19 protein-coding genes are annotated in these 19,661 nt (G+C 64.0%); all 19 read right to left on the bottom strand.

Annotated features, from left to right (window positions below):
- Positions 1-216: 216 nt before the first annotated feature.
- The 19 genes from Cte04_RS12080 to Cte04_RS11990 all read right to left on the bottom strand — a co-directional run bounded on the left by Cte04_RS12080 (position 217) and on the right by Cte04_RS11990 (position 19,658).
- Positions 217-597: a hypothetical protein gene (locus Cte04_RS12080; RefSeq protein ID WP_066477596.1), complete on the bottom strand. Its 381-nt coding sequence runs from the start codon at positions 595-597 to the stop codon at positions 217-219.
- Positions 598-600: 3 nt separating this feature from the next.
- Positions 601-846 carry a hypothetical protein gene (locus Cte04_RS12075; RefSeq protein ID WP_157081963.1) on the bottom strand — a complete coding sequence of 82 codons (246 nt, stop codon included), beginning with the start codon at positions 844-846 and terminating at the stop codon, positions 601-603.
- Positions 847-1,141: 295 nt separating this feature from the next.
- Positions 1,142-2,038: a DUF4435 domain-containing protein gene (locus tag Cte04_RS12070; protein WP_083526637.1), complete on the bottom strand. Its 897-nt coding sequence runs from the start codon at positions 2,036-2,038 to the stop codon at positions 1,142-1,144.
- Positions 2,039-2,042: 4 nt separating this feature from the next.
- Complete coding sequence (locus Cte04_RS12065) at positions 2,043-3,512, bottom strand: AAA family ATPase (protein ID WP_083526636.1); 1,470 nt, start codon at positions 3,510-3,512, stop codon at positions 2,043-2,045.
- Positions 3,513-3,830: 318 nt separating this feature from the next.
- Positions 3,831-5,039 (bottom strand): tyrosine-type recombinase/integrase, encoded by a 1,209-nt coding sequence (locus tag Cte04_RS12060; RefSeq protein ID WP_066477595.1) that lies wholly within the window; start codon positions 5,037-5,039, stop codon positions 3,831-3,833.
- Positions 5,040-5,221: 182 nt separating this feature from the next.
- Positions 5,222-6,250, bottom strand: a complete 1,029-nt coding sequence (locus Cte04_RS12055) for a sensor domain-containing diguanylate cyclase (protein WP_066477592.1) — start codon at positions 6,248-6,250, stop codon at positions 5,222-5,224.
- Between the two features lie 84 nt (positions 6,251-6,334).
- Entirely contained in the window at positions 6,335-7,777 is a 1,443-nt protein-coding gene (locus tag Cte04_RS12050; protein ID WP_066477582.1) for an ATP-binding protein, read from the bottom strand.
- A 17-nt stretch (positions 7,778-7,794) separates the two neighbouring features.
- Entirely contained in the window at positions 7,795-8,454 is a 660-nt protein-coding gene (locus Cte04_RS12045) for a response regulator (protein ID WP_066478086.1), read from the bottom strand.
- A 46-nt stretch (positions 8,455-8,500) separates the two neighbouring features.
- Positions 8,501-10,036, bottom strand: a complete 1,536-nt coding sequence (locus Cte04_RS12040; RefSeq protein WP_066477580.1) for a Do family serine endopeptidase — start codon at positions 10,034-10,036, stop codon at positions 8,501-8,503.
- 250 nt (positions 10,037-10,286) lie between these two features.
- Positions 10,287-10,658: an arsenate reductase (glutaredoxin) gene (arsC, locus tag Cte04_RS12035; protein ID WP_066478084.1), complete on the bottom strand. Its 372-nt coding sequence runs from the start codon at positions 10,656-10,658 to the stop codon at positions 10,287-10,289.
- A 42-nt stretch (positions 10,659-10,700) separates the two neighbouring features.
- A complete protein-coding gene (locus Cte04_RS12030) occupies positions 10,701-12,065 on the bottom strand; it encodes a uracil-xanthine permease family protein (protein WP_066477578.1) in 1,365 nt (454 codons plus the stop codon).
- Positions 12,066-12,254: 189 nt separating this feature from the next.
- A complete protein-coding gene (locus Cte04_RS12025) occupies positions 12,255-13,640 on the bottom strand; it encodes an 8-oxoguanine deaminase (RefSeq protein WP_066477571.1) in 1,386 nt (461 codons plus the stop codon).
- A gap of 161 nt (positions 13,641-13,801) precedes the next feature.
- Positions 13,802-14,710, bottom strand: a complete 909-nt coding sequence (locus Cte04_RS12020) for a LysR family transcriptional regulator (RefSeq protein WP_066477568.1) — start codon at positions 14,708-14,710, stop codon at positions 13,802-13,804.
- Between the two features lie 34 nt (positions 14,711-14,744).
- Entirely contained in the window at positions 14,745-15,506 is a 762-nt protein-coding gene (locus tag Cte04_RS12015) for a lysophospholipid acyltransferase family protein (RefSeq protein ID WP_066478081.1), read from the bottom strand.
- 123 nt (positions 15,507-15,629) lie between these two features.
- Positions 15,630-16,928, bottom strand: coding sequence for a dihydroorotase (locus tag Cte04_RS12010; protein WP_066477565.1), 1,299 nt, complete (start codon positions 16,926-16,928; stop codon positions 15,630-15,632).
- A gap of 162 nt (positions 16,929-17,090) precedes the next feature.
- The gene (locus tag Cte04_RS12005; protein WP_370671031.1) at positions 17,091-18,077 is read right to left on the bottom strand and encodes an aspartate carbamoyltransferase catalytic subunit; all 987 of its coding nucleotides are present in this window, start codon (positions 18,075-18,077) and stop codon (positions 17,091-17,093) included.
- Positions 18,056-18,574 (bottom strand): bifunctional pyr operon transcriptional regulator/uracil phosphoribosyltransferase PyrR, encoded by a 519-nt coding sequence (gene pyrR, locus Cte04_RS12000; protein ID WP_066477556.1) that lies wholly within the window; start codon positions 18,572-18,574, stop codon positions 18,056-18,058. Before pyrR ends, Cte04_RS12005 begins: the two co-directional genes overlap by 22 nt.
- Positions 18,571-19,062 carry a Holliday junction resolvase RuvX gene (gene ruvX, locus Cte04_RS11995; protein ID WP_066477553.1) on the bottom strand — a complete coding sequence of 164 codons (492 nt, stop codon included), beginning with the start codon at positions 19,060-19,062 and terminating at the stop codon, positions 18,571-18,573. The genes pyrR and ruvX overlap by 4 nt, the downstream gene beginning before the upstream one ends.
- Complete coding sequence (locus Cte04_RS11990) at positions 19,059-19,658, bottom strand: YqgE/AlgH family protein (RefSeq protein ID WP_066477544.1); 600 nt, start codon at positions 19,656-19,658, stop codon at positions 19,059-19,061. Before Cte04_RS11990 ends, ruvX begins: the two co-directional genes overlap by 4 nt.
- Between the last annotated feature and the right edge of the window lie 3 nt (positions 19,659-19,661).

Below are 19,661 nucleotides of genomic sequence, written 5' to 3'. Positions count from 1 at the left end.
TAAATCTCTTATCAGACATTGATTTCATGCAATCAAATAAATAGCAAACGCATGTTTACGTTGCAACTTGAAGCACCTTTTTTTCGACTCTGCGGAGAGCTAGCAACCACGCCAAAAGCTCACCTGAAAAAACCGAAAAAATCAGTCTCTGATATCGCATGACCCACTGACATTCAGGGGGACAAGCCCCCTGCGGCCTGTTCCAGAGCGTTTTTTTCAGCCCTGATCGGCGTTTTTTCGGCCCAGCCAGCGGCCCAAAAACTGCATGGCCACGGCCCGCATTTCGGCGGCTTTTTCGGGGGTCTTGGCGGACTCGGCCAGCGTCAAACGCAGCAGGCTTTCGTCCATCTCCGTCCACAGCCAAAGCAACAGGCGCTCCATGTCATCCATGGCTGCGGCCAGCGCCTTTGCATCGGGTGCGTTGAACTGGCGTGCCCATGTGCGGATCTCGCACACCAGCTGGCGCGCTTCGCGGTGCGAGAGCCGGGCCTGCTGATCCGAGGTGGCGTCAATGGGGGTTGTGTGCAGCGGTGCAAAGGACGGGCGCGGCTGCGCTGCCACTGCGTTGCGGGCAGCAGAAGTGTCGAGGGCTGTCATGGCTCAGCCCTCCGGGTTCAGGTCGATGGATTGCAGCGTGGCAATGGCCTGCTGTGCCTCGGCCAGAAACTTCTCGGCAAACAGGTACATCGGCTCGCGGGCCGTGAGCATGGCTTTGCAGCGGCTCAGGCTGTTGAGCGCCTGCATGTGCAATTGGATGGGGTCAGAGGTGTTGCCCGTGGCGGGCAGAGACAGGCATGCAGCACCAGAAGGCTGGGCGCAGGCCAGGGGGCGAGATACGGTGTTCATGGTTCCGTGCTCCTGTGTGAGACTGAAACCACCTGCATCGCGTTTTCAAGCACGAAGCAGGTGGACGGGATGTTGAAAACACGCACACAGACGTGCGGGCAGCCTTACGGGTAGCCCCATCCCGCCCGTAACCATGTGGATGTGCAGGCGCGGTGCCCACATTTCCAGTGTTCAGACGTGACAAGGCCTCGCTGACGGGGAGGCTTAGCCGCTGTGTGATCCGGTGTTTTCAAGCACCAGCCCCGGGACAGGGGGCTTGGACGAATTGTGGCATAAATTTGCCTCACACTGACAATCAAGCCTTGGCGGTAGCTGAAATTCTCTGAAGCATATCCCTTACATAATTTAGCTCATTGTTATCAACAATGTCCATTGCCAACGAGTATATGGCTTTATGAGAAATACCGTCTTTTATCTTAAACAAGCATGATGATTTATCATCAAATTGACAAACCCTGCATTGCATAATACTCTTTGCTTTGCATTTTCTAGGCAGATCTTTAATTACTTTCTCCAGCCCTTCAGAGAAAGATTTCAAAAGCCATTTTCCCTTTACAAATATCTTTAATTCAGAAATACTACGTCCTAAATTTTTACTAGCGGATAGTTGGTCAAGTACATCAGATTTAGCCATGATGGATTGCATTGTATTTTCATCTTTTCGCCGCCCTATGTTATCTCCATACCCAACGACACTTGAGTAGCTGGAATCTATGGCTCCCTGAAGAGCTTCCAAGGAAAAATAGTAAAGACCATCTAAATCGTCAATGCATTCTTGCACAGTAATCAGAGGCGTTACTTGTTTTTCTGTGATGTGAGTCAATTTCACTAAAAGTTTATTCAGAACTTCAGAGTTAACAAAATGACTCTCGATTGAATACTGAGCCAAAGTAAATAATGCCGGCATATTCAAATTTCCATTTCTAAAGTATCCGACATCTCTATCAATTATTCCGACAACATATTTATCAAGAATTCCTTGAGAATCTATTGAGTTTAGATCTTGGATAGCATCTTTAACAAAATCACATCCACCAGAATAACCCTCAATGGACTCTATTGCATAAACCTCACAATCACCCGATGAAAGTTTTTCGTAAATACGAACATCATCAACACCTTCCACTAAAACATGAGCTGTTTTAGTCATAATGGCCATCGACAATATTTCATCTATCTCGTACTTATTCATATTCTTATACTCTAAAAGTTACGAGCTCTGTGAGATAGTGTGGATTTCTCTTGGAAATAGCTGGACTATGCGACGCGACAATTATTTGCGTATCTGGAACCAGTTCATTAAATAGGCCGAGCAATTCTCTTTGCCATGTAATATTCAAAGAAATTTCAGGCTCGTCAATTATCAGAAAATCTCTGTCCTGACCATGGAAAAGAACTAGTGTTAAAAAGGTCAGAATGTGTCGCTCACCACTAGAAAGTTCGTTTATTTCCAGTTCTTTATCATCTATTTTGACAACAACCTTTTCTTCTGAAATTTCCAACCTTTTACCATCAATCAAATATTTATTAAACTTCTCTACAATTAGATTAATAGAACTCAAAAGCAGTCTCTCAACTTTTAGTTCTGCCATCATGTTATTGAATAGCTTGCGAAGCAATTCATTATTGTAAACTTCCTTGTAATCATTCTCTGATTCAAGACCTTCAAGTTTTTTTAAAATTGTTTCTTTAAACTTATTATCGACAGCGCTCTTTAGAGCCTCAATCAATCTAGGGCGGCCCTTTTCCAAGTTGCCATAAAATTCCGACGGCTCGGCATCCACTGTTATATTAGATTCTTGATCGATTGCGAATGCAAGAGTATCAAACAAGGCATTCTGTATTTTTAATGTTGCAGACTTTTTTGCTGCCTCATAGTGATCAATTAATATTCCCTGAATGTTTTCAAGTTTAATATTCTGCAAATTAGCGTGCTTACTTTTTAAATCAAACTCTGACTTTCTAACCCTAGACAAAGCATTTTGTCTTTGTCGTATATAGAAGGAAAGGTCTTGAGCCAACATATGCAGGCTCTTCTCTCTATCCATAGAGAATAAACTTCTATATCTTGGATTTGAGAAAAACTCAAGAATCAAATCTGGCTCAACCCGAGTCTGCTGAGTAGTAACGCCGCGTTCAATTCCAAGAGATAGCGAATTCGTAGCAAATAAACTCGATGATTCGAAGCGTGACCAGTCATAACCCGAATCTTTTTTATCAACAACTAATTTTCTAAGAACAGGCTCTTCAATGTATTTTTTTAATTCTTTCCACGCTGCAGTACTTATTCTAGATTCATCAACTATGCCGTACTGATTTATAAGACTCTCTGGAATCTGAATCTTCGCTGCCTCGAAGGTTCCACTATCTATAAGATGGCTAATATCTTTATTTGATAAACCTTCCAATCGAGGAAATTCTTGCTTTATAATCTCACCACATGGAGCTATTTCAAAGTACTCACAATAGATGCTGTTTACACAAATACTTTCCAAAATTTGATTATTTTGTGAAAGAAATGCATTAATGGCTCTGAGAAATGTTGTTTTACCTGAGCCATTAAGACCATAAATAACAGATACAGGTGAAGCTGAAAAATCAACTACGGCAGTTTGATCGGCACTCCTAAAGCCATTAAATATTAGTTTACTTATTCGAATTTTCATAATTAACACCAACTAATTGATTTAATAAATTATATTGATATTAGATTTAATTTCTATATTCATGTGCCATTGTTCCCACTCTGTTCCCTTCGTGTTCCCACTCTGTTCCCACTCTGTTCCCACAGCTTTTGATAGCATCTAACGCTTGCTGTATCAGCGTTTCCGGAATTTCCGCTGCATTTGTTCCCACGTTCCCACGGTTTTTGCAGAAATAGTCCCGGAGCAAATTGCGTTGTAACAAAGTGACACTTTTGGTTGGTAGGCACAAAAAAGCCGCCTCGGCGGGCGGCTGGGTCTGTCTCTGGTGTCTGGTGCGGGCTAGCCCCTGGCCCACTGAGGCATGGTCAGCGTCTGCCCTGCTCTGCGGGCATCCAGATAGTCGGCCCACCATTGCATGAGCTGGGTGCGCTCTGCCATATAGGTGCTGCGGTGGTAGGCAGCCCGCACCTGGTTGCGCTCTTTGTGGGCCAGTTGGCGCTCGATCACGTCCGGGCGCCAGCCTGCCTCGTTGGCCACGGTCGAGAACAGGGCTCGAAAGCCGTGGGCCGTGGCCAGGTACTTGTAGCCCATGCGGGCCATGGCCGAGTTGAAGGTGTTCTCGCTCAGCGGCTTGGTGCTGTAGAAGGGGCTGGGAAAGACCAGCTCCAGCCGCTCGGAGATGGGCCGCATCTGCTGCAGCACGGCCAAGGCCTGCCGCGACAGGGGCACGCGGTGTTCCTGCCGCATCTTCATGCGCTCGGCAGGGATAGTCCACACGGCAGCGTCCAGATCGATCTCGTCCCAGCGGGCACCGCGTGCCTCGCCGGGGCGCGTGGCGGTGAGGATGAGCAGGCGCAGGGCACTGATGGTGTGCAGCTCGCCGTCATAGGCATCGAGCCGGGCCAGGAACTCGGGCAGCTCGCGGTCATCGATGGCGGCACGGTGTTTGACTTCGCGGGGCCGCAGGATCTCGGACGGCACCAGATCCACCATGGGGTTGCTTTGCAGCCGTCCGTGAATGAGGGCCCAGCGGAAGATGGCCTTGACCCGTTGCAGCACCCGGCCCGCCTGCTCGCCGGCGCCACGGGCCTCGATCACCTTGACGGCGGCCATGATCTCCAGCGGCGTGATGCTGGCCAGCGGCCTTGCGCCCAGGATGTTCAGGATGTCGTTTTCCAGAGAGGCCTGTATGCGCTGCAGGGTGACTGGCTCCCACCGGGCGGCCTGATGCTCCAGCCATTCGGCGGTCACGGCCTGCAGGGTGTTGACGGCCTCTTTCTCGGCCTTGGCCTTGCCCACCTTGCGCTGCTCTGCCGGATCAATGCCGGACTGAATGAGCATGCGGGCCTGCATGGCCTGTTCCCGTGCATCCTTGAGGCCCACAGCCGGATAGACGCCCAGGGCGAGCAACTTCTCTTTGCCGTTGCTGCGGTACTTGAGACGCCAGTACTTGCCGCCAGTCTTGGCGTAGTCGAGAAACAGCCCGCCGCCGTCGAAGTATTTGCCGGTCTCGCTCAGGTTGCGCAGCTTGGCGTCGGTCAGTTTCATGGGCATCCTCGCATGGCTGGGGGTACATTTGGGGGTACATCTTAGGCTCGTTTGTGCGAGACCTAATATCCATGCGGGTTAGCGGACAGAGTGTGATTTCTGTCGAGAAATCAAAGGCCGCGAAGGTGCATCCCTCGCGGCCTTTTTCATGGCCGGACGCTGCCGGCGCGGGCAGCGCCGCTTCAATGCGCGGCCCCGGCCGACTGCTTGCGGCGCGCAGCCTTGGTGCGGTACATGGCGGCGTCGGCCTTTTGCAGCGCATCGTCCAGGTCCGTGCCGTCGGGCGGCAGGCAGACAACCCCCACGCTGGCACCCTGGTAGGCCAGCTGGCCGCCGCCGGGCAGCTCGATGCAGGCGGAGGATGCCTCGAACAGGCGCCGCTGCAGGTCGCGTGCGATCTGATCGCCGTCGTCGTCGAGGCCGGGCCCCATGCCCACCATCACGAACTCGTCGCCGCCGAAGCGAGCCAGCATGTCGCTGCTGCGCACCGCTGCGGCCAGTTGCGTGGCCAGCGTGCACAGCAGCGCATCGCCGGCCTCATGGCCGTAGCGGTCGTTGATTTCCTTGAAATGGTCGAGGTCCACAAAGCCCACCAGCACCCATTCGCGGCTGCGGCGGCAATGGGCGATGACGCGCTGCAGCTCCTCGGTCAGGCTGCGGCGGTTGGGCAGTCCGGTCAGCGCATCCAGCATGGCCAGCGAAGCCAGCTCGCGGTTCACCCGCTGCAGCTCCTGCACCAGCTGCTCGCGCTCGGCAAAGCCGGCCACGATGCGGGCAAACAGGCGCAACACGCTCTCGGCCTCCGGCGCCAAAGGCTCCGACTCGCAGCTGGCCGCGCACAGCGTGCCGTACAGCTGACCTGACGTGAAGCACACCGGCATGCTCATATAGGTCTGGATGCCCAGCTTGCGCGCAGCCGCCGAATCGCCCCAGCATTCGGCCACATTGCCCGTGTACATGCGGCCTTCGGCCAGGGCGCGCTTGCACAGCGTGTCCTTCCAGGGCACCTGCAGGCCTTCGGTCATCTGCAGCGTCCCGGCATTGAGCACATAGAGCACGGTCTGCACGCCATGCTCCTCGTCGACCGTGGTCAGATAGGCCGATTCGAGCCGGGTCACTTCCACCAGCATTTCAAGCAGCGGTCGGGTCAGTGCCTGCAGCGACTTGGCTGCAGCCACTGTCTGGGACAGACGCTGAACAATGGATTCCATCAATGTACCTCGCTACCTGGCAGGGGCCGCGCAGCCGTGCGCGGGCCGGATGGTGCAAGTCTAAGCCAGTACCGGCCCGTTTTTTCAGGCCTGGGCGGCTGGCGCCTGCGCCGGCCACAGAATGCGCACACGCAGGCCGCCCAGCGAGGGCGAGGCATCGAGCAGCAATTGCGCGCCGGCCGACCGTGCAATGCTCTGCACGATGGCCAGCCCCAGGCCGCTGCCGCCGGCCATGCCGCCCGCGTCGTGGCCGCGCACGAAGCGCTGCACCACGCGCTCGCGCTCGTGCTCGGCGATGCCGGGGCCGGAATCCTCCACCACCAGCGCCCGGCCCTGCGCATCCTGGCTCCAGCCCACATCCACGCGCCCGCCGGCCGGAACATACTTGATGGCGTTGTCCAGCAGGTTGCGCAGCAGCGTGGCCATGGCCTGGGGATCGGCGGCCACGGCAAAGCTGTGCTGCAGCTGCGGGGCCTCGCTCAGGCCCACGTCGAGCTGCCGGGCCTGGGCCATGACGGCGGTCTCGGCCAGCACCTGCTCGGCCAGCGCGCGCAGATCGACGAGGCCGGCGCCCGCGCCTTGCCCGGCCGCAGCCTGCGCCGGCGTGGGTGTCCCCCGGGCCTCCTGGCGCGCCAGCGCCAGCAGTTGTTCCACCAGATGCTTGGCGCGTTCGATGCCGGCGGCCAGGCGCTGCTGCGCCAGCTCGCGCTCGGCAGGTCCGGGCGCCCGCTGCAGGGCCTGCAACTGCAGCTGCAGCGCGGCCAGCGGCGAGCGAAGCTCGTGCGCCGCGTCGGCCACGAAGTGCTGCTGCGCCTCGAATGCCTGGTCCACGCGCTGCAGCAGCGCATTGAATTCGCGCACCAGCGGCTGCATTTCCTCGGGCAGGCCCGCCACCGGCACAGGCGCCAGGTCCTGCGGCTGGCGCATGGCCAGCTCGCGGCGCACGCGCTGCACGGGCGCCAGCGAACGGCGCACCACCCACCACACGGCCAGGGCCAGCAGCGGCGCCAGCAGCGCGATGGGCCAGAGGCTGCGCAGCGCGGCCTCGCGCGCCAGCGCCGTGCGCACATGCATGTCCTGCGCGACCTGGATCACCTGGGAACGGGTCTGCAGCGAGAACACCCGGTACATGGTGCCGCGCGCGGGCACGTCGGCAAAGCCCAGCACGGCCATCTGCGGCAGCGCGGTGCCGAAAGCCGACTCGAAGATGCGCAAGCCTTCGTTGGTCCAGACCTGGACGATGAACTCGTTGTTCTCGTCCTCGGGCGGCGTGCCCTGCGGCCGCCCCCGTGCATCCACGGGCAGGCCGGCGCGCAGCGCGAACGCCGTCTGCTGCATCTGGTAATCGAACAGGGTGTCGGTCTGCGCCAGTGCATTGCGGTAGGCCAGCACGCCCTGCAGCAGCGCCGTCAGCACGATCGCCGCGCCGATGAACAGCAGCAGCCGCGCGCCCAGCGAGCCGGGCAGGCAGCGGCGCAGCCAATGCCTGGCGGCGGAAGAAAATCCCAGCGGGGCGGCGGCTGTCATGGCAACTCGAACGGTTCTCAGGCCCGCGGCAGCATATAGCCCACGCCGCGCACATTGAGGATGGCGCCCTGGCCCAGCTTCTTGCGCAGGCCGTGGATATAGACCTCGATGGCATTGCTGCTGACTTCGTCGCCCCAGCCGTAGAGCTTGTCCTCCAGCTGCTGGCGCGACAGCGTGCTGCCCGGGCGGGCCAGCAGCGCCTGCAGCACGGCCCATTCGCGCCCCGACAGCACCACGGGGCTGCCGTTGACCGAGGCTTCGCGCGTGGCGGGGTTGAGCCGCACGCCCTCGTGCTCGTACTGCACCTCGGCCCGGCCCGAGGCCCGGCGCGCCAGGGCCCGCAGACGGGCCAGCAGCTCGTCCATGTCATAGGGCTTGACCACGTAGTCGTCGGCCCCGGCATCCAGTCCCGCGATGCGGTCGCGCACGGCATCGCGCGCCGTGGCCACCAGCACCGGCGTGGCATCCTTGCGCGCGCGCAGCTGGCGCAGCACCTGCAGGCCGTCCAGGCCCGGCAGGCCCAGGTCCAGCAGCACCAGGTCGTACTGGTGGGCGTGCAGGGCCGTGTCGGCCTGGCGGCCGTCCCGGACCCAGTCCACCGCATAGCCTTCGCCGCGCAGCAGGCTCTGCACGGCTTCGCCGATCATGGCGTCATCCTCAACAAGCAAAAGGCGCATGGAGCCAAGCATAAGGCAAGCTCCATGCGCCTTCCATGCCCGGGCTTCAGCCCAGGCGCACCGGCACGAAGATCTTGTTACCGTCGCGCCAGATCAGCACGGCAACGGTCTTGTCGGCCTTGGCCATGGCGGCGCGCACATCGTCGATATCGCGGGCCGGCGTGCCGTTGATCGACAGCAGCACGTCGCCCGGCATGATGCCGGCCATGGCCGCAGGTCCATTGGCCTGGGCCACGAGCAGGCCGCCGTCGACGCCGATCTGCTTCTTCTCGCCGGGCTGCAGCGGGCGCAGCGCCAGGCCCAGCTTGCCCTTGCCGGCATCGGGCGTGCTCCTGGCCACCTTGGCGGCCTTGTCGCTGGCATCGCCCAGCGTGGCGCTCAGCGTCTTGGACGCCCCCTTGCGCCAGACTTCCAGCGTCACCTTCTGTCCCGGCAGCGCCTGGCCCACATAGGCGGGCAAATCGCCCGAGCCCACGATGGCATGACCGTCGATCCTGCGCACCACGTCGCCGGCCTCCAGGCCCGCCTTGGCGGCCGGGCCGCCGGGCTCCACGCTGGAGACCAGGGCGCCCTCGGGCCGGTCGAGCCTGAAGGAGTCGGCAAAGGCCTGGTTCACCTCCTGCACGCTCACGCCCAGGCGCGCATGCTGGGCCTTGCCCGTGGCCTGGATCTGCTGCTGCACGCGCGTGGCCACCTCGATGGGGATGGCGAACGACACGCCCTGGTAGCCGCCCGAGCGCGTGTAAATCTGGCTGTTGATGCCGACCACTTCGCCCTGCGCATTGAACAGCGGGCCGCCGGAGTTGCCGGGGTTGATGGCCACGTCGGTCTGCAGGAAGGGCACGAAGGAGTCATCGGGCAGCGAGCGCCCCTTGGCGCTGACCACGCCGGCCGTCACGCTGTTTTCGAAGCCGAACGGCGAGCCGATGGCCAGCACCCAGTCGCCCACGCGCAGGTTCGAGGTCTGGCCGAGCCGGACCGTGGGCAGCCCCTTGGCATCGATCTTGAGCACGGCCACGTCGGTCTTGGGGTCGGCGCCCAGCACCTTGGCATTGAATTCGCGGCGGTCGGTGAGCTTGACCGTCACCTCCTTGGCGCCATGCACCACGTGGGCGTTGGTCAGGATCACGCCGTCGCTGGAGACGATGAAGCCCGAGCCCTCGCCGCGCATGGGCACGTCGGGCTGCTGCTGGCGCCCGCCGATGCCGGGCATGCCCGGAAGGCCGAACTGGCGGAAGAACTCGAAGAACGGATCGTCCGGGTCCATGCCCTGCGGCGCGCGCTGCTGGCGCGAGGAGGCCGTATCGCCCTCGTCATCGCCCATGGAGCGCGAGGTACCGACCACGCTGATGTTGACCACGGCCGCGCCGTTGCGCGCCGTGATGTCTGCAAAATTGGGAGCGGCCACCACCGGCTGGCCGCCGGCCGGCTGCACCAGGGGCGTGGCCACCACGGCCTGGGCATGCGCGTCGCCGTGCACGGCACCGACGAGGCCGGCGCCCGTGGCGCCCAGCGCCCCGATGGCACCGGCGGCCACCAGGGCCATGACCAGACGGCGGGGAGTGGAGACAAGCGTGTTCATGGCAAACCTTTCATAAAAGCGCCCGTTGCGGGCTTTGCTGAAAGGCAGTTTGAACGCCGAGACTTAGGCCAGGCTTAGACGGCGCAAGCAGTGCCGGCGGTTCGCGTTCGCTCCTGAAACAGGAGCTTTCAGCGCATGCCATATCCCGGATATCGGATGAATGCCACCCGATATCGATTCAGGGAAAGCGCTGCAAGCTCATGGATTCATAGCAACCGCGGCCACCGCTCCAGGGCGGCGGAAGGCTGTCTCAGAGGAGATCCAGCACCTTCTCGGGCGGGCGGCACAGGGCCGCGCCCCTGGGCGTGACCACGATGGGGCGGTTGAGCAGCACCGGGTGGGCGGCCACGGCGGCGATGAGCTGGGCATCGCTCACGCCGCTCTGGTCCAGGCCCAGCGCCTTGTACTCGGCTTCCTTGGTGCGCAGCAGCTCGCGCACGGGCACGCCCAGGTGCTCGACGAGTTCCGCCAGCTCGGGCGCCGTCAGCGGCGTGGCGATGTAGTCCACGATGCGGGGCTCGATGCCGTGCTCGCGCAGCAGGGCCAGCGCACCGCGCGAATTGCTGCAGCGGTTGTTGTGGAAGATGGTGATGTCGTCGCGAAGAGTGGGGGCGGTAGTCATGCGCGCAGTGTATTCGCTGCACTGCGCGCAGCCTTGCATGGCTTACGCAGCGGACGCCGAAGCGGCGACGGGAGCAGCGGCAACGCCCTGCCCGGCCGGTTCGTCTTCCTCATGCGCCTGTCCTTCGCGGCCCGGCAGCAGCAGGTTCAGGCCCACGGCCACCAGCGCCCCCACGGTGATGCCCGAGCCGAAGACTTCGCGCACAAAGGCCGGCATCCTGGCGAGCAGGTCGGGGCGCACCGTCACGGCCAGGCCGCAGCCCAGAGAGACCGCGATGATCAGGCTGCTGCGGCGCGACTGCTCGCAGCTGCCGAGCATGCGGATGCCTGCCGAGATGATCGTGGCGAACATCATCAGGCCCGCACCGCCGAGCACGGGCTGCGGGATCGTCACCACCAGCGCGCCCAGCACCGGGAACAGGCCTGCGGCCAGCAGCATCACGCCGGTCAGCATCACCACATGGCGGCTGGCCACGCCGGTGAGCGAGACCACGCCCACGTTCTGAGCAAAGGTGGAGACGGGCGGGCTGGACATCAGCGCGGCAAAGGCCGAGCCCAGGCCGTCGCACAGCATGCCGCTGGCCAGGCGCTTGCCGTGGATCGGCGTCTGCGTGGCCGCGCCCAGCGCCATGAAGGTGCCCGTGGTCTCGACGATGGTCACGAGAAAGGCGATGGACATGGCCACGATGCCCGACACCGGGAACGCCATGCCGAAGTGCAAGGGCTGCGGAATCGCGAAAACCGGCGCCTCGCGCACCTGGGTGAAGTCGATCAGGCCCAGCGCCAGGCACAGCAGGTAGCCGCAGGCAATGCCCAGGACCACGGCCGATGCGGAGACCACGCCCTTGCCCCATTGCACGAAGCCGATCACCAGCGCCAGCACGAAGCCGGCAATCGCCAGATGACCCACTGCGCCGTAGCTGCCGCTGCCCACGCCGCCCGCGGCCCAGTCCACCGCCACGGGCGTGAGCGACAGGCCGATCATGGTCACGACCACGCTGGTCACGGTGTGCGGGAAAAAGCGCCGGATCACCGGCATGAAGAAGCTGCCGGCAATCATCACCAGCGAGCCCACGAGCGAGGAACCCAGGATGCCGGGCACGCCATGCTCCAGCCCCACGCTGACGCCCGCGCCGACAAAGGCGAAGCTCGTGCCCATCACGCAGGGCAGGCGTATGCCCACGGGCCCGACGCCGCGGCACTGGATGATGGTGACGATGCCCGAGCCCAGCAGCGCCGCGTTGACCAGGGCCACGATCTGGTCGGCCGGCAGCTTGAGCGCGCCGCCGAACACCAGCGGCACGGCGATGATGCCGCCCAGCGCGGCCAGCAGGTGCTGCAGCGAAAGCAGCGTGGTGGTGATGAGGCCGGGCGGACGGTCTTCCACCCCGTAAAGCAGTTTTTCCATGGTCTTGTCTCCTGTTCCCTGTGCAATGGCCTCTGCGGAGGCACTGGTCGCTATGTCGTCAAGGGCCCGAAAGGGGCGGTTGCTGCATGCCTGGCTGTGTCGTGGCGCGCCTCCTGTGGCTGGATGGGGAATGCACCGGGTGCCGCCGCGCTGCACCTGGCCCGGCAGCAGCACGGCAGGAAACGGTGCTCAGTGGCCTGCGGCCCGCTCGAACAGGGTGCGAGCCAGGTCGCGGTGCCGGCCCAGCACCACGGGCAGGTCGGCGGTCAGCAGGCGGCCATCCTCGACCACCACCCGGCCATTGATGACGCTGCTGGACACCTGGGCCGGCGTGCAGAACACCAGCGCCGCCACGGGGTCGTGGCCGGCGCCCGCATGGGCCACGCCTTCCATGTCGAAAGCCACGAAGTCGGCCGACATGCCGGGCGCCAGCGCGCCGATGTCGTCGCGGTTCAACACCCGCGCGCCCCCCAGCGTGGCGATCTCCAGCGCCTCGCGGGCGCTCATGGCCGCAGGGCCGTAGCCCACGCGCTGCAGCAGCATGGCCTGGCGCGCCTCGCCCAGCATGTGGGCCCCGTCATTGGACGCGCTGCCGTCCACGCCCAGGCCCACGGGCACGCCCGCGTCGCGCATGCTGCGGATGGGCGCGATGCCCGAGGCCAGGCGCATGTTCGAGCACGGGCAGTGCGCCACGCCGGTGCCGGTGCGCGCAAACAGGGCGATGCCCTCGGGGTCGAGCTTGACGCAGTGCGCGTGCCATACGTCGCGGCCCACCCAGCCCAGGTCCTCGGCATACTGCGCGGGCGTGAGACCGAACTTCTCGCGCGAGAAGGCCACGTCGTTGTCGTTTTCGGCCAGGTGGGTGTGCAGCGACACGCCGTGCGCGCGGGCCAGCACGGCCGATTCGCGCATCAGCTCGCGCGTGACCGAGAACGGCGAGCACGGCGCCAGCACCACGCGCAGCATGGAGTGGCGCGAGCCGTCGTGGTACTGCTGGATCAGGCGCAGACTGTCGCGCAGGATGGCTTCCTCCTCCTCGACCACCACGTCGGGCGGCAGCCCGCCCTTGCTTCGGCCCAGGCTCATGGAGCCGCGCGCCGCGTGGAAGCGCATGCCCATCTGCTGCGCGGCGACGATGGAGTCGTCCAGGCGCGAGCCGTTGGGAAACAGGTACAGGTGGTCGCTGGTCGTGGTGCAGCCGGACAGCATCAGCTCGGCCATGGCGGTCTGCGTGGAGATGTGGATCATCTCGGGCGTCAGGTGCGACCACAGCATGTACAGGTTGGTGAGCCACGAGAACAGCTCGGCGTCCTGGGCCGCAGGCACGGCGCGCGTCAGGCTCTGGTACATGTGGTGGTGGGTGTTGACCAGGCCCGGAGTCACGACCTTGCCGCGCATGTCCAGCACGCGCGCCCGGCCCTCGTCGGCCATGCGGCGGTACTGCGCGGGCAGGTCGGCCGTGGCGCCCACCCATTGCACGGCCGGGCCGTCTGCCACCAGCGCTCCGCCTTTGATTTCGCGGCGCTGCGCATCCATGGTGACCAGTACGTCGGCATTCAGGGCAATCAGGGTCATGGGTCTATTCCTCTCTAAACAAGAAGCGCCAGTCTAGAGAGGAGGTGTAGCGCGCGATAGCGCCAAATTCAGCTTGGCATGTCCACAAAATGTGGACATGCCGAACCCGATGGACCGCTACTGCCCGGCAGCATGCGGCCTGCCTGGCGCCAGGTGCCGCGTCAGCGCTTCATCGCAAACAGCCGCGCCAGCTCCGCCTGTATGCTCTCCGCCATCAGCTCGGCGGCTGCACTCAGTTCGGCGCCTCTGCGCGCGGCCAGCACCAGGGTCTGGCGCTGCAGGTGGGCATCGCGCAGGGGCACGAAGACCAGGGCGCCGCGGCCCAGCTCGTCCACCACGTCCAGCGCATTGAGCAGCGCAATGCCCTCGCCCAGCATGACCAGCCGCTGGATCAGCGCCAGCGAGGTCGATTCGGCCACCGGCGTGACCTCGATGGCGTTGCGCGCAAAGGCTTCGTCGAGCAGCGTGCGTATGGTCAGCGGCGCCGCCGGCAGGATGAGCGCATGGCCCACGCATTCGCCCAGCAGCAGCGACGAATGGCGCGCCAGCGCATGGCGCGGCGGCAGCACGGCGCCGATCTGCCACACGCTGTCAGCCAGCGTGCGCAGGCCGGGCCGCTGCGGCAGGTCGTAACCCAGGCCCAGGTCTGCATCGCCGCCCTCGACGGCGGCCACGATGTCCGCCGTCGGCAGATCGATGACGCGCACGGCCATGCCCGGATGGCTGCGCCTGAACGCGTGCACCAGCGAAGGCAGCAGCGAGCCCGCCAGGCCCGTGGTGGCCGCCACCGTGATCTCGCCGCGCCGCAGGCCCTTGAACTCGGCAATGCGCTCGCGCAGCGCCGCATGCTCGCGCAGCGTGCTGCGCACATGGGCCAGCACCATCTCGCCCAGCGGCGTCAGGCGCAAACGGTTGTGGATGCGGTCGAACAGCGGTGCACCCAGCTCGGCCTCCAGGTCGAGGATCTGCCGGTTCACGGCCGTGGGCGCCACATGCAGATGCTCGGCCGCCTTGCGGATGGAGCCGCGGCGGACCACTTCGTCGAGATAGCGCAGGACTCTGGCGTGCATGCGCGCAGCCTACACGGATTTGAAGGCGGGCAGGTCAGCCCTGGCGCAGCCGGTCCACTTCGGCATGCAGGTCCTTGGCCCAGATGCGGCGGTCCCGCCCCTGCGCGCGCTGCGGCTCGCCGTAGTGCACCACGGCCACCAGGTCGTCGGCGCTGAGCACGCGCCAGATGGAGCCCAGCAGGGTTTCGTCGCCCACATAGGTGGCCGCGTAGCTGGTCTCGCCGGTGGCGCCGTCGACAAAGCGCAGGCCCACGGGCTGCACCGGCGCATCGCACTGCACGGCGGCTTCCAGCAGATTCGAATGAAAGGACAGCAGCTGGCGTCCGTCGCCCGTCGTGCCTTCGGGAAACACGGCCAGGATCTCGCCGCGCCCGAAGGCCTCGCGCATGCTGCCGACCATGCGCAGCGCATCGCGGCGCGAGCTGCGCTGGATGTACAGCGTGCCGGCCGCCGTGGCCAGCGTGCCGATGATGGGCCAACCCTTGACGTCGGACTTGGAGATGAAGCGGCAATGGCGCGCCGCATGCATCATGGGAATGTCGAGCCAGGAGATATGGTTGCTCACGAGCAGCACCGGCCCCTTGGCCGGCGGCCGGCCCCGGATCTCCAGCCGAACGCCGGCGCGCACCATCATGGTCGCGGCCCAGGCCTGCACATGCTCGTGCTGCTGCCAGTAGTGCAGCCGCGGAAAGCGCAGGGCCACGATCCAGGCGCCTCGGGCCACATGGGCCAGCAGGCGTAGCGCACGCCAGATGGCGCGCAGGCCGGTTTTGAATTTGCGCAGGCCAGTTGCCATCATGCGAGAAAGGCTCCCTTGCTCCGCCATGCGCCACCAGGCCCACGGCACATATCCGCGGCGCGGCCCCGGCCTGTGGCCCGAGCCCGCCGCACCGCCCTGCAGCGAGGCTATCGAAGCGACTCAGAGGGTATTTTCAAAAGCAATACGGCCGTCCACCAGCGTGCAGCGCACGCGGGCCGGCAGTTCGTAGCCGGCAAACGGCGTGCTCTTGCCCTGGCTGGCCAGGGCCTTGCCCTCCACGGTCCAGGCGGCGTCGGGGTCGACGATGCACAGGTCGGCCACGCCGCCCTCCTGCAGGCGGCCCAGCTGGCCCAGCTGTTCGCCCAGGGCCTGGCCCAGCACGGCCACGGGCGCCGAGGTGACCACGGCCAGCGCGCGCGCCAGCGGCACGCCGTGGTCGCGGCTCCACTTCACGGCGACGGACAGCAGCAGTTCCACGCCGGTGGCGCCGGGCTCGGATTCGGCAAACGGCAGCACCTTGGCATCCTCGTCCACGGGCGTGTGGTCGGAGACCAGCGCGTCGATGGTGCCGTCGGCCAGCGCGGCCGACAGCGCATCGCGGTCACGCTGCTGGCGCAGCGGCGGCACCAGGCGCGCGCTGCTGTCGAAGTAGCCGATGTCGTTCTCCGTCAGCAGCAGCGAGTTGATCGAGACGTCGGCCGTCACGTTCAGGCCCTCGGCCTTGGCGCGGCGCACCAGCTCCACGCCCTGGCTGCTGGAGATGCGGCACAGGTGCACGCGCGTCTGCGAGCCGCGGATCAGCTCGAAGATGGTGTGCAGCGCAATTGTCTCGGCCGCCACGGGCACGCCGGACAGGCCCATGCGCGTGGCCAGCGCGCCGCTGGCGGCCACGCCCTTGCCCAAGTCCTTGTCCTGCGGGCGCAGCCAGACGGCGTAGCCGAAGGTGTTGGCATAGCTGAGCGCGCGGCTCAGCGTGGTGACGCTGGACAGCGGCACATCGGCCTGGCCGAAGGCCACGCAGCCGGACTCGGTCAGCTCGGCCATCTCGGTCAGCACCTCGCCCTTGAGCCCCACGGTCAGCGCGCCCATGGGGAACAGGCGCGACTTGTGCTGCTTCTCGGCGCGGAACTTGAGCATTTCCACCAGACCCTGCTCGTCGAGCACGGGGTCGGTGTCGGGCGGGCAGACCAGGCTGGTCACGCCGCCGGCCACGGCCGCGGCCATTTCGGACTGCAGCATGCCTTCGTGCTCATGGCCGGGCTCGCGCAGGCGCACGGCCAGGTCCACCAGGCCGGGCAGCACCCAGCAGCCGCTGGCATCGATTTCGCGCTCGGCCGCAAAGCCCTCGGGCGCCGCGCCGATGGCGGCAATCCGGCCGCCATCGATGGCGATATCGGCCGGTTGATCAAAGCCCCGGGCCGGGTCCATCACGCGGCCGTTACGGATGAGAATTTTCATGGTTTGCCACCAAACTGGCCGCCAACCCTTATTTCAAAAGCGCTGGCAGCTATCAAAATTATATTTACTCCTGAACTGCGCTGGGCACGCAGCTCCCGAAACCGGCACCGCCCCACCCGGGGGAAGCGGCGCAGCCGCTCAGGGGGATGGCCTGATGTTCCCTCAGGCCTCATTCCCTGCAACGATGGACATCACAGCCATGCGCACGGCAATGCCGAAAGTCACCTGCGACAGGATCACGGCCTGAGGGCCATCCACCACGGCGGAGTCGATCTCCACGCCGCGGTTGATCGGGCCGGGGTGCATGACGATGGCATCGGGCTTGGCCAGCTCCAGGCGCTTTTCGGTCAGGCCAAAGCTCTTGAAGTATTCCTGGCTCGAGGGCAGCAGCGCGCCGCTCATGCGCTCGTTCTGCAGGCGCAGCATGATGATGACGTCGCAGCCCCTGATGCCTTCCTCGAGGTTGTGGAACACGCGCACGCCCATCTGCGCCATGTCCGAAGGCACCAGCGTGCGCGGGCCGACCACGCGCACCTCGGCGGCGCCCAGCGTGGTCAGCGCATGGATGTCCGAGCGGGCCACGCGCGAGTGCAGCACGTCGCCCACGATGGCCACGGTCAGATTGGAGAAATCCTTCTTGTAGTGGCGGATGGTGTACATGTCCAGCAGGCCCTGCGTGGGGTGGGCATGGCGGCCGTCGCCGGCATTGACCACGTGCACATGGGGCGCCACGTGCTGGGCGATCAGGTAGGGCGCGCCCGACTCGCTGTGCCGCACGACGAAGATGTCGGCGGCCATGGCCGACAGGTTGTCGATGGTGTCCAGCAGCGTCTCGCCCTTGGCGGTGGACGAGCGCGCGATGTCGAGGTTGAACACGTCGGCCGACAGGCGCTTGGCCGCGATCTCGAACGTGGTGCGCGTGCGCGTGCTGTTTTCGAAGAACAGGTTGAACACGCTCTTGCCGCGCAGCAGCGGCACCTTCTTGACTTCGCGGTCGTTGACGCTGACGAAGTTGCCGGCCGTGTCCAGGATATGGGTCAGGATGTCCTTGGACAGCCCTTCGGTCGAAAGCAGGTGGATCAGCTCGCCGTTCTTGTTCAGTTGGGGGTTGCGCTTGTACAGCACGATCAGGCCTCTTGGATGCGGAATTGGAAAGCGCCGCCTTCGTCGCGAGCCAGCGACAGCAGGCGGTCGGCCGGCAGCGCCACGCGCGCTGCGGCAAAGTCGGCCTGGAACGGCAGCTCGCGCCCGCCGCGGTCCACCAGCACGGCCAGGCGCACGCAGGCCGGGCGGCCGTAGTCATAGAGTTCGTTGAGCACGGCGCGCACCGTGCGGCCGGTGTAGAGCACATCGTCGAGCACGAGGATGTCGGCGCCATTGACGTCGAAGTCCAGCTGCGTCTGCGCGCTGGTGCTCATGCCGCGCTGGGCGAAGTCGTCGCGGTGCAGCGCCGAGGACAGCACGCTGGGCTTGCCCGGCAGGTTCAGGTCCTTGTGCAGGCGCTCCACGAGCCAGGCGCCGCCCGAGGTGATGCCGGCCAGGCGTGTCGCGGGGCCCATGAGGCGCTGCACGCCGCGCAGCAGTTCGCCGTACAGGGCTTCGGCGTCCAGGATCAGGCTGCCCTGCCCTGCGATGGTTTCACTCATGGAAGACTCCTCAAGAATTGTTCAAGAATGATGCAGGCCGAGGCTGCATCGGCATCGCGCGCGCCGCCGGCCAGGGCTTCTGTGGTGCTGTAGCGCTCGTCCACCTCGTAGACCGGCAGCCTGAAGCGGCTCTGGAGCTGGCGGCCGAACTTCCGGGCACGCGCCGTGTTCTCGTGGGGTGCGCCGTCCGGGTGGTAGGGCACGCCGATCACCAGCGCCTGGGGCTGCCATTCGCGCACCAGCCTTTCCACCGCATCCAGGCGCGCCTGCGCGCCTTCGGCCTTGATGGTGGGCAGGGGACTCGCGCCGCCCAGCACCCGGTTGCCCGAGGCGCAGCCCGTGCGCCGGGTGCCGAAGTCGAAGGCCAGGAACTGCTGGAAATGCGCGGGTACCTGGGGCGCCGCGGCCGCCGGGGCGCCGGCCGCCGGATCGCCGGCCGTTGAAAAGGCCGCATCGGCGGCCTTGTGGGAAGAAGGGATGTCGCTCATGCGCGTCCGGCTTCGGGCGAGAGCATCCAGCGCTGCAGGCCCAGCAGGCCCAGCGCCCGGTCGTAGCGTTCGTCCACGGGAGTGTCGAAGATGACCGTGGCATCGGCCTCGACCGTGAGCCAGGCATTCTCGGCGATCTCGGATTCCAGCTGGCCCTCGTCCCAGGACGAATAGCCCAGCGTCACCAGCAGGCGCCGGGGGCCGGCGCCGTCGGACAGGGCTTCGAGCACGTCCTTGGAAGTGGTCATCTCCAGGCCGCCGGGAATGGTCATGGTCGAGGCATAGGCCGATTCCTCCTCGGCCGCGCCCTCGATCACCATGGGCTCGTGCAGCACGAAGCCGCGGTCGGTCTGCACCGGACCGCCCCGGAACACCAGGTCGCCGCGCAGATCCTCGCGCTTGAGGCCCAGATCCACCTTGTGGAGCAGGTCTTCGAGGCTGAGCTTGGAAGGCTTGTTGATAATCAGGCCGAGCGCGCCGCGCTCGCTGTGTTCGCACAGATAGACCACACTGCGCGAAAACGACTCATCTTCCAGACCCGGCATGGCGATCAGGAAATGGTGCGTCAAGTTGATAGGCGCAGTTGCTGCAGACATGCG

Source organism: Comamonas terrae, assembly GCF_001544075.1.
Taxonomy (GTDB): domain Bacteria; phylum Pseudomonadota; class Gammaproteobacteria; order Burkholderiales; family Burkholderiaceae_C; genus Comamonas; species Comamonas terrae.
Note: the sequence above shows the minus strand (reverse complement) of the source record. Positions and strands in the feature narration are given on the sequence as shown.

Excerpts from the sequence above, each read along its gene's own strand:
- Cte04_RS12010 (WP_066477565.1), bottom strand. The coding sequence starts at position 16,928 with ATGAAAATTCTCATCCGTAACGGCCGCGTGATGGACCCGGCCCGGGGC.
- Cte04_RS12025 (WP_066477571.1), bottom strand. The coding sequence starts at position 13,640 with ATGACCCTGATTGCCCTGAATGCCGACGTACTGGTCACCATGGATGCG.
- Cte04_RS12015 (WP_066478081.1), bottom strand. The coding sequence starts at position 15,506 with ATGGCAACTGGCCTGCGCAAATTCAAAACCGGCCTGCGCGCCATCTGG.
- Cte04_RS12065 (WP_083526636.1), bottom strand. The coding sequence starts at position 3,512 with ATGAAAATTCGAATAAGTAAACTAATATTTAATGGCTTTAGGAGTGCC.
- Cte04_RS12070 (WP_083526637.1), bottom strand. The coding sequence starts at position 2,038 with ATGAATAAGTACGAGATAGATGAAATATTGTCGATGGCCATTATGACT.
- Cte04_RS12020 (WP_066477568.1), bottom strand. The coding sequence starts at position 14,710 with ATGCACGCCAGAGTCCTGCGCTATCTCGACGAAGTGGTCCGCCGCGGC.
- Cte04_RS11990 (WP_066477544.1), bottom strand. The coding sequence starts at position 19,658 with ATGTCTGCAGCAACTGCGCCTATCAACTTGACGCACCATTTCCTGATC.
- Cte04_RS12060 (WP_066477595.1), bottom strand. The coding sequence starts at position 5,039 with ATGAAACTGACCGACGCCAAGCTGCGCAACCTGAGCGAGACCGGCAAA.
- Cte04_RS12080 (WP_066477596.1), bottom strand. The coding sequence starts at position 597 with ATGACAGCCCTCGACACTTCTGCTGCCCGCAACGCAGTGGCAGCGCAG.
- Cte04_RS12050 (WP_066477582.1), bottom strand. The coding sequence starts at position 7,777 with ATGACAGCCGCCGCCCCGCTGGGATTTTCTTCCGCCGCCAGGCATTGG.
- pyrR (WP_066477556.1), bottom strand. The coding sequence starts at position 18,574 with ATGAGTGAAACCATCGCAGGGCAGGGCAGCCTGATCCTGGACGCCGAA.
- Cte04_RS12045 (WP_066478086.1), bottom strand. The coding sequence starts at position 8,454 with ATGCGCCTTTTGCTTGTTGAGGATGACGCCATGATCGGCGAAGCCGTG.
- Cte04_RS12055 (WP_066477592.1), bottom strand. The coding sequence starts at position 6,250 with ATGGAATCCATTGTTCAGCGTCTGTCCCAGACAGTGGCTGCAGCCAAG.
- arsC (WP_066478084.1), bottom strand. The coding sequence starts at position 10,658 with ATGACTACCGCCCCCACTCTTCGCGACGACATCACCATCTTCCACAAC.
- Cte04_RS12030 (WP_066477578.1), bottom strand. The coding sequence starts at position 12,065 with ATGGAAAAACTGCTTTACGGGGTGGAAGACCGTCCGCCCGGCCTCATC.
- ruvX (WP_066477553.1), bottom strand. The coding sequence starts at position 19,062 with ATGAGCGACATCCCTTCTTCCCACAAGGCCGCCGATGCGGCCTTTTCA.
- Cte04_RS12075 (WP_157081963.1), bottom strand. The coding sequence starts at position 846 with ATGAACACCGTATCTCGCCCCCTGGCCTGCGCCCAGCCTTCTGGTGCT.
- Cte04_RS12040 (WP_066477580.1), bottom strand. The coding sequence starts at position 10,036 with ATGAACACGCTTGTCTCCACTCCCCGCCGTCTGGTCATGGCCCTGGTG.